The organism is Vibrio sp. CB1-5 (assembly GCF_059412285.1).
Genome location: NZ_JBJHPB010000001.1, coordinates 183,214 through 198,023 on the forward strand (window position 1 = coordinate 183,214; position 14,810 = coordinate 198,023).

Here is a 14,810-nt window from a genome sequence, read left to right on the forward strand (position 1 = left end):
TTAACGCCCCGTGAATGACGCCATTAGGTCTTTGTATAACCCAAAGAATTGTGCTTTTTTGACCAATTCAGAGCGCTGCATAATACCGTTGGTAACAAATTCCCCCTTTACTGCCTCTCCATATTCACTGTCGTCGTAACGAAAGCGATAAATCTCTTCCATCACGACGCTATCACCTTCTAAACCAACTATCTCAGAAATGCTGGTGATTTTACGGCTGCCGTCTCTTAGTCGATTGACTTGAACCACCAATTGCACCGCACTCACAATAGTGCGACGGATTGCTTCTAAAGGTTGATTTAGATTTGCCATCATAACCATTGACTCAACACGCGCTATCGCATCTCTCGGAGTATTCGCGTGAAGCGTTGACATTGAGCCATCGTGACCTGTATTCATCGCCTGCAGCATTTCGAACGCTTCTGCGCCACGACACTCGCCGAGAATAATTCGGTCTGGACGCATACGAAGTGCGTTAATCACCAAATCTCGCTGCGTCACAGCTCCTGTCTGTTCGATACTTGAAGTACGTGTTTCTAACCGTACCAAGTTTGGCTGTTGAAGGCGTAGTTCTGCCGCATCTTCGATGGTCACAATACGCTCGTCTTCAGCAATGTACTGAGACAGAGCATTAAGCAGCGTCGTTTTACCAGAACCTGTACCACCGGAAATCAGCACATTCATTCGACAGCGAGAGGCAATCATCAATACTCGCGCCATATCCATCGACATAGAACCAAATTCGATTAAATCTTCAAATCCAATGCTTTGCTCACGGAACTTACGGATAGAGACTGAGGTACCATCAAGTGCAATCGGTGGTATGACGATATTGACACGACTGCCATCTTCTAAACGAGCATCAACCGTCGGTGATAATTCATCAACACGGCGGCCGACCCGTGAAGCAATACGTTTTGCAATCGAAAGGAGTTGCTCTTCATTAACAAAAGTCAGTTCTGATTTATGGACTTTGCCGTGTCGTTCAAAAAAGATATTGTTTGGACCATTCACCATAATATCGGTGATCGATTGGTCTTCTACCAATGGTTGCAATGGCCCTAGACCGAAAAGTTCATCAATTAAGCTTTTAACCAGTCCCGTTTTCATCAGCGAAGTAATTGGACGCTGGTACCCTGTCGCCAGTAAATCGACTGCACTCTGGATTTGTGACTCGAGTTCTTTGCGGCTCATTTTTTGAACCGCTTCAGGGTCTAATGCTTCGAAAATTTGTCCTCGGAAAGCGAGGTACATCTCTTTATTGGAACTCATTTCGCACCTACCTTACCTAACCAGCGATTTAGCCGTGGTACGGATATCGGTTGACCATTTATATGTTTGACCAAGTGATCGAGTGAACGGCTCATATTGCGGTCATGCTTGTGAGCGCGTTTACCGTCGATAATGATATGTGATAGGTTTTTACAGAATGCAATTTCTAAATTGGGTTCTTGGCCTAAATAGCGTTTGAGATCGCTCTTATCCATAACATAAGCGGCCTCCGGGCGGTGATAATTCACGACGGTGATGATTCTCAGTCTTGATGACAATGTCAGTTGCAAGTTTTCTACCTTATCGATAAGCCGCTTAGCATTGCGCACCGCAGAGACCGAAGCATCCAGCACCATCACTACAACATCAAAATTATCGAGCAACATTTGCGGTTCAACCGGAAAGCTCACACTGCCTGAGTAATCCTCAACAATGAAGTTAGCGTTGCGCGACAATAAATCACATAGGTTTTGGCTATAGTTGAAAATCTCGGTTTGGCTCATTTCACCATCAAGCGCCAATAAACGTAAGTTTTTACGAGCGGTATGAAGATAGCTAAGCGCCCCTTCTTCATCCATTTCATGCAATGGCGCAGCAAACTCATCGATCATTCTTGGTTTAAAGTCTTTCAATGCAAGAAGAACGTCGATATCACTGTCCACGTATTGGTGATCCACTAAAATCGTGTCGGTTCCCTGACTCGACAGTAGCGAACTCAGCTCCGTAGCAATAAACGACGTACCTACGCCGCCTTTCGAGCCTACTACAGCAACACGCTTCGCCTTACGCTCTTTACTTACCCCGGAAAAGTTCTTAAGGTTATTGTTTACGTGAGTTAGGAAGTCGGCAAATTCCTGTTTATTTACAGGCCAAAACACATAGTAAAAACCCATTTCTTTGAGTGAGCGCAGCGTTGAGATAGCATCTTCCTCACCAATAACTACCACGCCTTTGTGCGTTGGGAGCTTACTGGCAAAATTTTTCGCATCTTCAACCACATTACTTGACTCATTCAACTCTAGAATAACGATGTGGCTACTTTGTTGCTCCGTTAGTTTGGCATGCCCTTTCACCGTCCTAACGCAGTTAGGGTCGTTCCAACCTTCAAAACGAAACACTTCTTGAACAAGGTTCAGACACTCATTGGTCTGATAAAACAGAGTACAGCCGGCTACACCGGTTTGATTTTTTGGTTCAGGCTTAACTTTAGTGCTCAGTGCTTTAGTTAGATCAAACACGATTACTCTCCCACTAAGCGTGATTTATACGCCACCTGCTTTAAACGCATCGTTTCAACAAAGCAGTCTGGCTGTGCGATTTCATTTTGTAGTTGAGCGGGTTTGCACGTTTGCGTTTTCAATTGACGCAGAGCGACAACGATCCTCACGTCGGCTATCATGTTCGATACCTCTCGGTACTCAATTCGCGAAGGGTCAATCGATAGACTTGAAAATGACTTAAACGCTTTTTCCGCCAGCTGACGAACCGTTGAAGATTTATAAGAGACCACATAAACAGCTTCTTTATCAAGAGACTCCGAGATAGCAATCAACTGCTCCATCTTCTCTACGGTTTCATTGCGTTTTTTAACAACGTAATCCACGCGGTGTATCTCTTGAAAAACTAAGGCTTCAGCGCCATTACCATCGAAGTAGCGCTCCGTGGTACATCCCGAAATACCAAACAGCAATAAAACACAAGAGAGCGCTATACGCTTCCAATCTAAATGAATCATTGAATAAACCCTCCTTGCTCCACGAGTCGAATCGTCGCATTGGAAGGCTGCATATAGCCATCAGTATCTTCGAGATTTAACCAGCGCATTAGTGTCGACGTTTTACGAATATAAGGAAGCTGAATATCTGTCTCACGCATGGGTTCGACAAGATTGACGGTTGCTACAATAATTAACTCAGTACGTCGCCTCTCTGTGATGGACTTACGAAAGGCAGCACCCAGAATTGGAATATCTCCTACCAACGGGATCTTTTGCATATTTTCAAAATCGGCACTGCTCATCAAACCACCCAAAATGAAGCTGTCGCCATCCGCCAGCTCTACCGTGGTCATTGCGCGTCTAGAGGTAAGTTGTGGTACTTCAATTCCCGCAGCTTTTACATACTTCTCTACTTCCGAGACTTCAGGAAACAATTGCATGCGAATTTTGTCTTGGTTCAAAACTTTCGCCGTCAAATCTAAACGAATACCAAACTCTTTAAACGTGATATTAATGCTGCTGTTGCTTGATACCACTACAGGTACTTCACCACCAACGAGAAAACTTGCGGACTCACCAGATAACACAGTCAGGTTTGGCTCTGCTAATATCTGAGCGATATCGTCATTGCCAAGTGCAGTAATCAAGGTGCCAATGTCTGCGGCTTCAAACTGATTAAAAACAAACTCACCAACGCTACCCCCAACTGACCCCCAGTCTACACCTACTGTTTGTGAGAAGGATTCAGTCACTTGCGCAACGGAGATCTTTACATTCACTTGTTGAACCGTGGTTACCTCAATGCGCTCAATGATGCCTTCCCAAGTCATGTTTCTGGCGAAGATCATGCTTTCTGGCTCTTCAAGGTCACCGCCCGTTGTCTTGAAAGTCAACTTTTGAGCTTCGTCCCAGCGCTCTGTTTTTTCACGCCCAAGTAATGTTGCCACCATACGGTAGATATCATCACGCTCCTGTTCAGACTCCACCACACCACTTACCGCGACCTGCGAGCCTATAGATTCAACCTTGATATTAGCATTTGGGAAGTGGAACTTAAGCTGTCGGCGCACCTCTGATAGATTGAGATCGACAATGATACGATCTGAAATGAGTACATCATCCGTCATCCCGTATACTATTAAGCGGGATTGCCCAACCTTGCTAGCAAACACTACCACGGTGTCATCACTGATCACTTTGTAGTCTGCAACGGTTGGGTCACTTATAAATATCTTGCCTACTGGCGCATCCAATTTAATGTGTTCGCCTTCACCCACCGTAATATAACGCTCTGCTGCACTCGCAAACGTCATTGTCGATAAAATCAAGAGCACACTTAGACAGCATTGAGCTATCCATTTTATGCTTTGCCATTTTCTGCCCAGATTCAACTTCATTACAGCTGCTCTCCTGACATTGACGTTTTGCCACGAAACTCTTCAATTCCCACATAATTGTCCATAATGTTCCGCACCTCGACGTAGGTCGATTGACGGTAGGTTTGGCTGCGATATATTTCGATATGCATAGTGCGCTGCGCTAAAGCTAACCTAGGTAAGTCGTCTGGGTTCACTTCGATAACGACAGTCGTAAAGCCAACCTCTTTGGTCGGCGCTCTCGCAGTCACGGAGCTATCCTCATTGTTGTCAATATTTAGTACCTTGACCTGTTTCAGAAACATGTTGGCATTAACGCCTCTAAAACTTCGTGGCTTATCGGTATTGGCCGCTAAATTGTTATTGGGTGAGCTTACCGTCAGAATATCTATATACGTACCTGGGCGAATATAATCGTTGATGAGGTTTTTATCACTCACCTGCAACGGATAAGGCGTCATGCCTTCTGTGACGAGCAAGTCAATGTAACCGGGTTGCCCTGCCTTAACTTGATACTCTGGCAGCACAATAGCCCCTTTCGCCAGTACACGATTTGTTAAGGTTGCCGGAGAGAAATCGATATGGGTGTCCTGTTTGACACCTTGTGTGAGAGCTTCGCTCAAGGGCAGTTGCACTTTAACAACCTGGTCGGTTTGAATTGGCGTGCCTTTAGCAATATCAGAGCTTGCTCGCCATACTGAGACGTGCTCTTCAACGGGCTGCGATGGAGCAACCTTAGTCTCCGCCTTTGGTGTCGACTTTTGGCTTAGCATATCACGAAGGCCAAAAGCCCCGACCACTAATGCCAATACCGCAATCAGCAGCACTAACCGAGAACGCATGTTCGTTTCCCCCAAGGTGTTCTAATTATGATTAAGCCTATAAAAGCAGAGGCACTTGGTGCACCACAATCACTAAGCAAAATCCTAAACTAATGGCAACGCCATAAGGGATGCCAACTTGACGTTTTTTTCTGTTTGGAAACCAATGGTTAAGCATGAGGTAGCACAATGAAACTGCACCTCCTGTTAAGCCCGTTAATATTGCCGCCATTGGTAGAAGGTTTAAGGGCAACGCCAATGCCAATACGCTGGCAAGTTTAATGTCGCCAGCAGCTATACATCTGCACCAAAAAAGAACCCAACCAGTCACGAGCACAGCTAAAGATGACCATAAATAGAGCTCACTTTGAAACCACAGCAAAACCTGAACAAACAATAAACTAACAATACTGATGTTAGTGATACGACGACAACGAATGTCTTTAGCCGAAACATAGCTACAAACACATAAGAGCAAGAATAGATAAAACATTTAAGTCATTGTTTTAGCATGATCATAATCAATTGAATTTCTCAATCTTTTGGTATCGACTGCGTATAAGAGCTGTCGATACCTTCTTGTTATTGAACTCTATCGAATTAACTGCCAGCAGCGGTTAACTTAGTACCTATCGCTATAAATGTGTCAGTTAATTGAGAGATAAAGTCTGTACCACCGGTAGTAGCAGTACCAAAGATAGCTGTAAGAGCTACAGCCATTGCAACACCAATCAAACCATATTCAATTGCTGTAATACCGCGCTCATCGCGCTTAAATTCGTTTAGAAGCGTCACTGCGCTTACATAAAGCTTAGTCATCATATTTTTATTCCTTTGAACGTTATTCAACAATAAGCACTGTATATTCTAAATTATGCTCAAAATATCAAAAAAATAGCTGCTATCGATTTTATCGATAGTCTGTACAAAGCCCCCCCCCCTTGCTTACAACTCTAACAATGCGGCAACTCTAGTGTCGAACCTGTTGTTATAAGTGTTTATTTTTCGATATCAACTTGTGAAATAGACAGTTTTCACTCCCACAGAGATGCAGATTATGTGGCACAGGTCACGTTTCAGGCTGAATTTATTACACAAGTTGAGGAACGATATTCCACCCCCTAATGGTTGACAGCACGAAACACCATGTAAATCAAAGTTTGTTGCATTGATAAGTGGGTTATCACAGCCAAACTAACACTCTTTGGCTATCACTATTGTAAATCACTTGAAGCCAAGCTAGTGTATGCTCAAAAGCAAGATTATAATAATAAATAGTCAAATGGCATAAAGGTTAGTCAATTTATGAAGCTGCAATTCGACAACATCGCTTCGTTTGTTGCAGTGGTTGAGGCGGGGTCGTTCAGCTCTGCAGCACGCAAGCTGGGCAAATCTCAATCCACGGTAAGTACCGCAATTCAAAATTTGGAGTCTGATTTGGGGTTTAACCTCTTTATCAGGCAAAACGCTAAAGTGACGTTAACTGACAAAGGCAAACGTTTATTTCACCTTTCTACTCCAGTAGTCAGTAAATATCGAGATTTGCTGACAGCAGTGAGTAAAATGAGCCACTCGGAACAGATCGTTTTTCGCGTCGGCATTGATCCTTTGGTTTATAACAGCAATGTGAAACAAACCCTATTTCAATTTTCCGAAGCGTTTCCTGAAATCGACCTCGAAGTCGTCACCAAACCAAGCTTTGTACTGAGTAACTATATTAGCCAAGGAAAAATAGACCTAGCGCTAGGCAATCCATACCACAAAACCGATAACGACTTTAATATGGATGAGTTGTTCAACGTCAATTGTTGGTGGGTGGGACATGCATCACTGTTGGAACACAAACCTAGTCTACCTCGCGTTCTGTTGATGGATGGTTTTGATGAACTGCTTAACCTATCTGATTTGGCAACACATCAGATATGGCGGTTGGATGATCTGTCCACCATTGTCGAACTATGCAAAGCCCAAAAAGGCATCGCATTTTTACCTGAGCATATTGTTGAGCCTTCACTCACTACAAAAGAGCTTGCCATTATGACCGATAACTTAGAGTTTTTTGGTAAAAAAGTGACCGCTTCACTTTTTTGGTCGACTCACTCAGACTTCGGACTCTACAATCAATGGATCCGCAGCCAATTAAAAACTGTCATCGATCAACAAAATTCCTTTGTCGCTGTACTCGCCAACTAAACCGTCTTCATCGATTCCAAGCCTTATCATCACGCCGGGTGTTATTACAGTTGCACCAAGCGTGATTGAGATCTCTCAGCCTTTTTACTCCTCCCTAACAAATTCATCACATGGATGATTCGTCTAATACTCGCCTGGTAAATAATCAAAGATGCCCTATTGAGCGACAAAATTATAATAAGGATGTCTTGTGAAACTGGTTAAATCTCTTATCTCTCTTTCCGTTGGCGCAACCCTACTGTGGGGCTGTTCTGGTGACTCTACCTCGCCAACAGACCAAGGTGGCACCACAACAAGTTATGCGTGTAGCGCTCATAGCGCCAAGCACGCTGATGACTTACGAATCTATCAAGTGATGGTTGAAAGCTTTGTTGATGGCAACCCTTCTATCGGCCATGGTACTGGTTACGGTACCAGTCACCACATGGGTGATATCCAAGGCATTATTAACTCACTCGACTATATTCAAGACCTTGGCATGAATGCGGTATGGCTAACACCGATATTCAATTCTGTCCCCATTAACGGACAAGATCACTGGGCAGATAGGTTAGATGCAACTGGCTACTTCGCGACAGACTACTTTGCCATTGACCCACGATTCGGCAGCATGGAAGATGCTAAAAAGTTGGTGGAAGAGGCACACAAACGCGGCCTTTACGTATTCTTTGATGGCGTGTTCGGTCATCATAAAGACAACGTAGTGGCTTCACCGACGGGCAATAAGCCAGTTGGTGCAAGTAATCCTGTCGGTTACCCAGAAAGTCTTCCTTTCTTCAAAGAAGTGGCTGAATACTGGGTGAAAGAGCTTAAAATTGACGGTTGGCGACTCGACCAAGCTTACCAAGTTCCAACGGACGCATGGGCGGAAATCCGCACAGCAGTTGATGATGCGTCGCAGCAAGTCACCTATACCAATGAAGATGGAGAACTCGTTAATCCACTTGGCTACATGGTGGCAGAGATTTGGCGTGGCGAGAGTGAGATTGCTCGTGATGGCTACGGAAGCACAGAAAACCCAGCACTGTGCTCGGCATTTGATTTCCCGATGCGCTATCGCATAGTACAAACTTTTGCTGTTGAGGAATCAGGCTATGGTTCTACTCAAGGCGGTTTAACGCTCGCTGAAGGTATGCGAACCCATGATGCCTACCCTGCTCACGCCAAACCTAACTTGATGCTTGGTAACCACGACTTAGTACGCCTGGGCGATCTTATTCAACGAGGAAACCTTGCCGAACCAGAAGATTCCGCATATTGGCAAAGGCATAAAGCCGCCATCTCTTTCTTGGGCGCTTATACTGGTCCCATCACGCTATATTACGGTGAAGAAATTGGGGATGAATTAGGAGGTTTTGCTGATCAAGTAACGAATGACTGTGCTATCGCAGGAAAATGTGACGACCACGTAGCCCGTATGAGTGCCAAAATTGAAGGTGTTACTGGTGTCACGCTCACTGCAGAGCAAGCGGATCTCAAGAACTACGTGAAAGATCTAATGACGCTTCGCGCGCAGCACCCATCGCTAGCACAAGGTACTCGCAACAACGTTGTCGCAACAACGAGTGCCTACGCGGATCTAAAAGCATCAGGTGAAGAATCGATTCTATATATCGTGAATACGACAGCATCGCATCAAACCATTGCTATATCTCAAGATAAGCTGTCATTTAGTGGCAACCTTAATGACTTACAAACGAATGACAGCGTAACGTTAGCTTCTGGTTTCTACAACATCGACCTAGCTCCGTTCCAAGCTAGATTCCTATTACTCGAACAATAAACAGCTAGAAGCAGAAAAGATAAGCCGCCTTCAATAAGTATCGAAGGCGGCTTTTTATATCTCGTTTCGTTACTATTCCTAGACGCAAACAATCATTAATACTGACGGCTGGATAATAACGACGGATTGTTATGCTAATGCTGGGTAAGTTTTATATTTCACACCCATCATTTGTTCCATACAGTGCACGACTTGGCAGCTGTAACCAAATTCATTGTCGTACCAGATATAAAGTACACAGCGATTGTCTTGTGCGATGGTTGCTTGTCCATCAACGATACCCGGATGGCGTGCCCCTACTAGATCAGTCGATACTACTTCCGTCGAATCGGTATAATCAATCTGAGCTGAAAGTGGAGATGTTAACGACACTTCACGAAGGTAAGCGTTTAGCTCTTCTTTAGTGGTGTTGCTTTCCAGATTCAAATTCGCAACCGCCATTGAAACATTCGGCGTTGGAACACGAATAGCGTTACCACTCAACTTACCCGCTAGCTCCGGTAATGCTTTCGCAACCGCTTTTGCAGCGCCAGTAGAAGTGAGTACCATATTAAGTGACGCCGAACGACCGCGGCGATCGCCACTGTGATAGTTATCGATGAGGTTTTGATCGTTAGTGTAAGAGTGCACCGTTTCAATGTGTCCTGAGACGATACCATATTTATCATTAACTGCTTTTAATGTTGGCGTTATAGCGTTTGTGGTACAGCTCGCTGCTGATACGATTGTGTCTTCTGCGAGGATGCTGTCATGATTAACACCAAATACGATGTTTTTAATATCACCCTTACCCGGAGCAGTCAGCAGTACTTTATCTGCACCATTGCAGGCAACGTGCTGACCAAGGCCTTCTGCATCTCGCCACACACCCGTGTTATCAACCACAAGTGCGTTCTCAATTCCATATTGGGTGTAATCGACATCCTTAGGGCTATTCGCGTAAATGATTTGGATGTAGTTTCCGTTCACAATCAGGGCTTTGTTATCTTCGTCTACCACAATACTACCGTTAAATTGACCGTGAACCGAGTCACGACGTAGTAAGCTAGCACGTTTTTGAAGGTCACCGTTTCGACCGCCACGTACAACGATAGCACGCAAACGTAACGGATAACCTGAACCACTCTTCTCAACCAAAATGCGAGTCAACAAACGACCAATACGACCAAAGCCGTAAAGAACCACATCGCGAGCTTCGAGCGAGCCATTGCTCTCAATACTTTCATTCAGAGCTGTCAATAAGAAGTCATCGATATTCTGATGGCTGTCATGTTGAGACCAGTATTGCGTCGCTAGCGGTCCAACGTCGATACAACATGGCGAAAGATCAAGTTCTATTAAGCGTTCGATGATAGGGGCTGTTTGGGAAATAGAGACAGAGGTAGAACTGTAATGGCGGGAAACACGGTGAGTTTTAATAATATCGATAGTGGTGGCATTAACAAGTGTCTTCCCAAATAAGAGTACTTCTACACCCTTTTCTCGATACAGTCTGCCAAGAAGTGGCAGAATTGACTCAGCGAGTGTTTGATTTAGTTGCCATTGATTTTGGTGAATTTCAGTTTGCGAGATGTTGCTATTACTCATAGTAACCGGGGGCCTCTCTAGATTAAAGGCTCGCTATGTCTCGTATGTAGGGTACAAGAAATATTGAGCGACACAGGGATGTAATCGTGTTGTTGTATTTTATGCCGCGAAGTGTAACAAACAGACACTTAATCTGCTAGTAAAAATAATCCAGCACAAGAGAATAGAAAAGTGTGACTTAGATAGGATAATTCTTGGTTAAACCCTAGACCTTAGTCGTAAAAAATAGTCACCAAGGTCGAGGTTATTTTATAGAAACAATCAAGAACGATGACAATTCACTGATAGAATCATCATCGGTTCTAATAGATATATTTAAAGTAGTGAGGTCTAGGTCACAATTTGCTATTGAGACTCAAACTTCTCATGGTCCTCTTTCTTTATTGCTTTGTGACCATCTTCTGCCACTCCACGTTTCCAATAACTGCTAATATAAATTGCGTCGCGCGGGATAGCTTTGTCATTTCTAAAATATTGGCGTAGCGCTCTCATTTCATCAAACTCGCTCGCACACCACACAAAAGGTTCACCGCTAAGCCACGGAAGCGCTTTTGCTTCATCAGACAACGAGCCCGTCGTCCAAATAATCTGCATATTTTTAGGAACGTAAATTTCTTGTTTATCTGCCATGTCCTCTAATTGAACCACGGCATACCCTTTCGCATCTTGAGGCAACAAAGTGAGTTTCACTGACAGCGCAGGTAAAGCGGTCATGTCCGCCGTAAAGAAAAACCAGTCTTTGTCTACATTAACTTCTTGCAGCGCACCCGGACCAACAAGCGATATACTGTCCCCTAATTCTGCTGCCATTGCCCAACGAGCACCAAAACCGCAAAGCTTATCTTCCGTCACGTGAGTCACAAAATCGACATCGATTTCACCACGTAAAGTATCTAGACGACGAATCGTATAAGTGCGCATTTTTGGTCGAGAATTGAGGGGCTCATTGTCTAGAACAGTGCCGCCCTGTTCATTGAAAAGTAATTTAATGTAGCCACCTAGACTATCCATAGGAAACTGTGTAAACGCCTCACTATGTAATGTAATGCGTATCATATTAGGTGATAAGGTCTGTTTGCGGCTTACAGATGCTATTTTCGGCGTTGGCTTTTTCATTTGCTCTACTTAATGATTATTGTTTGCATTAAGTTTAACACATGCTTACGAAAACAAGGCACTTCCAAACCAGCATTTTCTCGAATTTACAGACTTTTACTTTACGCATAAGCCAACTGCCATCTACATTTTCAGCTTGCATAGCCTACCCTTCACTGTGCTAAGCAAACTCCTATTATCACTCTTTCGGATATTTTTCTACATAGCACTATTCATAATTTGACCAAGGTAAGATTGACTTCTATTGTTGATAGGCGGCTCACAACAATGGAGGTAAAACATGAAAAAAATGAGCAAGGCATACCGTATGCAAATCATCAAAGAAGTGGCAGAAAGAAAACGGCGTGATCAGTTCGATGACCCGATGGCTGTGTATATTAATCACCTTTTGGATGAAAACCCAAGCATCGACAATGTCGTTGAATACAAACAAGAATTTAGCGGAAGCTACTTTGATGAGAATATTGGGGGATGGATCAGTAAAACTTGGCAGAGCAAATAACATTTCTATTTAGTGTGACCACACAAAAACCCGTCTAGACATTGGGAAGAGCTACGAGCTCACGATAAGGCGCCGCATTAGAGGCGCCCCCAAACTCCGAACTAACCTCTTACTGCAATGACCTCTATCTCCACCTTTGCATCCATTGGTATTCTGGCGACTTCCACACACGAGCGAGCAGGAAACGGAGCATTGTGAGCCAGAAAGAACTGCTCGTAGGCCTCATTCACTTTCGCAAAGTCATTAAGATCTTTTACAAAGCCGGTGGTCTTGACGATGTTGCCGGCGTTCAACCCCGATTCAGTGATAATCGCCAGAGCATTGCGCAGAGACAGACCCGTTTGCTCGGCTACATCTTCTGGCATGGTTTTAGTTTCTGGGTTGATAGGCAGTTGACCTGAGGTGATGACCATGTCTCCAAAGCTCATACCTTGTACATATGAACCAATAGCCAGTGGAGCCTTATCTGTAGAGATTGCGTTCATTTGATTTTCCTAGAAATAAATAGCGTTCAGAATAAACCAGTAGTGCAAAACTACTGGTCACAAAGAACATAAAAAAGTGCGATCTTAAATAAGAAGTAACGGTTGAACTTAGACTGTGAAATTAGGCAGCATTTCCATCATAGAAAGCACGTGGTGGCGGTTAATACCCCAAACCCGATGACAACAGAAATCATGGCACTGCCTCTCGGTGCAGTGACCCCCTCTGCGCCAGCATCTACTTGACGAGTCTTACGAGGCAGCAGCGCTGGAATAATGCACGCGCCACCAATGAGCGACGGATTCTTTTCATCATTCTGCTCTCTTAAATTCACTTTATTGGATTAGGGTGATTTATCGTTATTATGTTGTTTATTATTGTGTTGTTTTTAGGAAAAAGAACGCAGCTCAAAGGCTGCGTTCTTTAGATGTGATTAGGCTTGTTCGAGTTGCTTCTCTTCAGCCTTATGAGCTTCGCCCTTTACCGCCACTTCCACCTCTTTCAGTCTGGCAGTAAAGTGACGCAACACCTCAGGCTCATAAGTAAAGTCGAGCCCTTTCACGTTGTGTGCATTGGCTTTTACTTTCTCAAACGCTTCGATGACGTAGTCCATGTGCGTTTGCGTGTAAGTAGCACGAGGAATCGTTAAGCGAAGTAGCTCGGCCGGACAAGGGTGCTGCTTGCCCGTCGCTGGATCGCGACCTAGCAATAGAGAACCAATTTCAACCGCGCGAATACCCGCCACTTTATACAGCTCACATGCCAGTGCGTGCGCAGGGAACTGATCCGCTGGGATATGTGGAAGAAGCTTACCAGCATCGACAAACGCTGCGTGACCACCAGCTTGCTGACAAATCACACCAATCGCTTCCAAGCCATCTACCAAGTATTGAACTTGATTGATGCGGTACTCTAGCCAGTCTTGACGCATACCGTCATAAAGGCCAACAGCAAGACGCTCCATCGCACCGCCTTCTAGACCACCATAGGTTGGGAAACCTTCTTGAACCACACACAAGGTGCGACATTCAGTGTAGACATCCATAAAGGATTCATCTTTAAAACAAAGTAGTCCGCCCATCTGCACCATTGCGTCTTTCTTCGCCGACATCGCTAAACCGTCCGCGTACTTGTAGGACTCGCGTGTGATTTGCTCGATAGTCCAGTCTTGATAACCAGGTTCACGTTGCTGAACAAAGTATGCATTCTCCGCATAGCGCGCTGAATCCATAATCACTGGAATGTCATACTTCTGAGCAATCTCATAAACCGCTTTTAGGTTTGCAATAGAAACTGGCTGACCACCTGCTGAGTTACACGTAATGGTACTTACGATATAAGGTACGTTTGCAGGACCTGCTTCAACGATCGCTTGCTCTAGCTTCTCAAGGTCAAAGTTACCTTTAAAATCTGCATTTACAGCAGTATCGAAAGCATCTTTTGTATAAACGTTTTTCGCCACACAGCAGTTCACTTGGGTATGACCTTGAGTGGTATCGAAGAAGTAGTTAGATAGCGCCACCATCTTACTGCGATCAAGACCTTTCTCTTTTTCACGCTTTTTAATTAGCACAGGGATATAGATTTGTTCTGCACCACGACCTTGGTGAGTTGGAATAGTCAGCTCATACCCAAAAATGTCTTTTACTGCATTTGACAATGCATAGTAGCTGCGGCTACCGCTATACGCTTCATCACCGCGTAGCATCGCTGCTTGCATTTCTTGTGTAATAGAACCTGTACCACTGTCAGTCAGTAAATCGATAAATACATCTTCACTATCTAATAAGAATGGGTTCATACCCGCTTTAATAATCGCCTGTTCGCGATATTCACGCGTAGTACGTTTTACAGGCTCAACAACACGAATGCGGAATGGTTCTGGTAGGTGTTTGAAGTTTTCCATTATTAATTACCCTATATATTTATCTTTACGTCTTTTATTTAAAGTCGCGACTTA

Annotated in this window: 15 protein-coding genes; 3 read left to right on the forward strand and 12 right to left on the reverse strand. The window is 44.2% G+C overall.

Annotated features, from left to right (window positions below; translation table 11 throughout):
• From ACJB0T_RS00790 to ACJB0T_RS00820, 7 genes are all read right to left on the reverse strand, one after another.
• Entirely contained in the window at window positions 1–1,272 is a 1,272-nt protein-coding gene (locus ACJB0T_RS00790; RefSeq protein ID WP_479289944.1) for a TadA family conjugal transfer-associated ATPase, read from the reverse strand.
• Window positions 1,269–2,510: a CpaE/TadZ family protein gene (locus ACJB0T_RS00795; RefSeq protein ID WP_479289942.1), complete on the reverse strand. Its 1,242-nt coding sequence runs from the start codon at window positions 2,508–2,510 to the stop codon at window positions 1,269–1,271. The genes ACJB0T_RS00790 and ACJB0T_RS00795 overlap by 4 nt, the downstream gene beginning before the upstream one ends.
• Window positions 2,511–2,512: 2 nt before the next feature.
• Complete coding sequence (locus ACJB0T_RS00800; RefSeq protein WP_479289941.1) at window positions 2,513–3,007, reverse strand: hypothetical protein; 495 nt, start codon at window positions 3,005–3,007, stop codon at window positions 2,513–2,515.
• Window positions 3,004–4,386: a type II and III secretion system protein family protein gene (locus ACJB0T_RS00805; protein ID WP_479289939.1), complete on the reverse strand. Its 1,383-nt coding sequence runs from the start codon at window positions 4,384–4,386 to the stop codon at window positions 3,004–3,006. The genes ACJB0T_RS00800 and ACJB0T_RS00805 overlap by 4 nt, the downstream gene beginning before the upstream one ends.
• Complete coding sequence (gene cpaB / locus ACJB0T_RS00810) at window positions 4,386–5,207, reverse strand: Flp pilus assembly protein CpaB (protein ID WP_479289937.1); 822 nt, start codon at window positions 5,205–5,207, stop codon at window positions 4,386–4,388. Before cpaB ends, ACJB0T_RS00805 begins: the two co-directional genes overlap by 1 nt.
• A 37-nt stretch (window positions 5,208–5,244) precedes the next feature.
• Entirely contained in the window at window positions 5,245–5,679 is a 435-nt protein-coding gene (locus tag ACJB0T_RS00815; RefSeq protein WP_479289935.1) for an A24 family peptidase, read from the reverse strand.
• Window positions 5,680–5,786: 107 nt separating this feature from the next.
• Window positions 5,787–6,008 (reverse strand): Flp family type IVb pilin, encoded by a 222-nt coding sequence (locus tag ACJB0T_RS00820; protein ID WP_479289933.1) that lies wholly within the window; start codon window positions 6,006–6,008, stop codon window positions 5,787–5,789.
• 483 nt (window positions 6,009–6,491) lie between these two features.
• On the opposite strand from ACJB0T_RS00820, the gene ACJB0T_RS00825 reads away from it, so the two are divergent.
• Window positions 6,492–7,379: a LysR family transcriptional regulator gene (locus ACJB0T_RS00825; RefSeq protein ID WP_479289931.1), complete on the forward strand. Its 888-nt coding sequence runs from the start codon at window positions 6,492–6,494 to the stop codon at window positions 7,377–7,379.
• A gap of 190 nt (window positions 7,380–7,569) precedes the next feature.
• Entirely contained in the window at window positions 7,570–9,162 is a 1,593-nt protein-coding gene (locus tag ACJB0T_RS00830) for an alpha-amylase family glycosyl hydrolase (protein WP_479289929.1), read from the forward strand.
• A gap of 129 nt (window positions 9,163–9,291) precedes the next feature.
• On the opposite strand, the gene ACJB0T_RS00835 is transcribed toward ACJB0T_RS00830, so the two are convergent.
• Both ACJB0T_RS00835 and ACJB0T_RS00840 read right to left on the reverse strand, forming a co-directional pair.
• On the reverse strand, window positions 9,292–10,749 hold the full coding sequence (locus tag ACJB0T_RS00835) for a glyceraldehyde-3-phosphate dehydrogenase (RefSeq protein ID WP_479289927.1): 1,458 nt from the start codon (window positions 10,747–10,749) through the stop codon (window positions 9,292–9,294).
• A 345-nt stretch (window positions 10,750–11,094) separates the two neighbouring features.
• Window positions 11,095–11,865 (reverse strand): siderophore-interacting protein, encoded by a 771-nt coding sequence (locus tag ACJB0T_RS00840; RefSeq protein ID WP_479289925.1) that lies wholly within the window; start codon window positions 11,863–11,865, stop codon window positions 11,095–11,097.
• A 280-nt stretch (window positions 11,866–12,145) separates the two neighbouring features.
• Between ACJB0T_RS00840 and ACJB0T_RS00845 the strand changes: the two genes are divergently transcribed.
• On the forward strand, window positions 12,146–12,367 hold the full coding sequence (locus tag ACJB0T_RS00845; protein WP_479289923.1) for a hypothetical protein: 222 nt from the start codon (window positions 12,146–12,148) through the stop codon (window positions 12,365–12,367).
• 101 nt (window positions 12,368–12,468) lie between these two features.
• Here ACJB0T_RS00845 and ACJB0T_RS00850 read toward each other — a convergent pair whose 3' ends face one another.
• The 3 genes from ACJB0T_RS00850 to tnaA form a co-directional block, all read right to left on the reverse strand.
• Window positions 12,469–12,852 (reverse strand): Rid family detoxifying hydrolase, encoded by a 384-nt coding sequence (locus ACJB0T_RS00850; RefSeq protein WP_479289921.1) that lies wholly within the window; start codon window positions 12,850–12,852, stop codon window positions 12,469–12,471.
• A gap of 137 nt (window positions 12,853–12,989) precedes the next feature.
• On the reverse strand, window positions 12,990–13,184 hold the full coding sequence (locus ACJB0T_RS00855) for a hypothetical protein (RefSeq protein ID WP_479289920.1): 195 nt from the start codon (window positions 13,182–13,184) through the stop codon (window positions 12,990–12,992).
• Window positions 13,185–13,283: 99 nt separating this feature from the next.
• Entirely contained in the window at window positions 13,284–14,756 is a 1,473-nt protein-coding gene (tnaA, locus tag ACJB0T_RS00860; protein WP_479289918.1) for a tryptophanase, read from the reverse strand.
• Window positions 14,757–14,810 lie beyond the last annotated feature (54 nt).

Excerpts from the sequence above, each read along its gene's own strand:
- ACJB0T_RS00815 (WP_479289935.1), bottom strand. The coding sequence starts at position 5,679 with ATGTTTTATCTATTCTTGCTCTTATGTGTTTGTAGCTATGTTTCGGCT.
- ACJB0T_RS00800 (WP_479289941.1), bottom strand. The coding sequence starts at position 3,007 with ATGATTCATTTAGATTGGAAGCGTATAGCGCTCTCTTGTGTTTTATTG.
- ACJB0T_RS00845 (WP_479289923.1), top strand. The coding sequence starts at position 12,146 with ATGAAAAAAATGAGCAAGGCATACCGTATGCAAATCATCAAAGAAGTG.
- ACJB0T_RS00805 (WP_479289939.1), bottom strand. The coding sequence starts at position 4,386 with ATGAAGTTGAATCTGGGCAGAAAATGGCAAAGCATAAAATGGATAGCT.
- ACJB0T_RS00825 (WP_479289931.1), top strand. The coding sequence starts at position 6,492 with ATGAAGCTGCAATTCGACAACATCGCTTCGTTTGTTGCAGTGGTTGAG.
- ACJB0T_RS00835 (WP_479289927.1), bottom strand. The coding sequence starts at position 10,749 with ATGAGTAATAGCAACATCTCGCAAACTGAAATTCACCAAAATCAATGG.
- ACJB0T_RS00820 (WP_479289933.1), bottom strand. The coding sequence starts at position 6,008 with ATGATGACTAAGCTTTATGTAAGCGCAGTGACGCTTCTAAACGAATTT.
- tnaA (WP_479289918.1), bottom strand. The coding sequence starts at position 14,756 with ATGGAAAACTTCAAACACCTACCAGAACCATTCCGCATTCGTGTTGTT.
- ACJB0T_RS00850 (WP_479289921.1), bottom strand. The coding sequence starts at position 12,852 with ATGAACGCAATCTCTACAGATAAGGCTCCACTGGCTATTGGTTCATAT.
- ACJB0T_RS00840 (WP_479289925.1), bottom strand. The coding sequence starts at position 11,865 with ATGAAAAAGCCAACGCCGAAAATAGCATCTGTAAGCCGCAAACAGACC.
- cpaB (WP_479289937.1), bottom strand. The coding sequence starts at position 5,207 with ATGCGTTCTCGGTTAGTGCTGCTGATTGCGGTATTGGCATTAGTGGTC.
- ACJB0T_RS00790 (WP_479289944.1), bottom strand. The coding sequence starts at position 1,272 with ATGAGTTCCAATAAAGAGATGTACCTCGCTTTCCGAGGACAAATTTTC.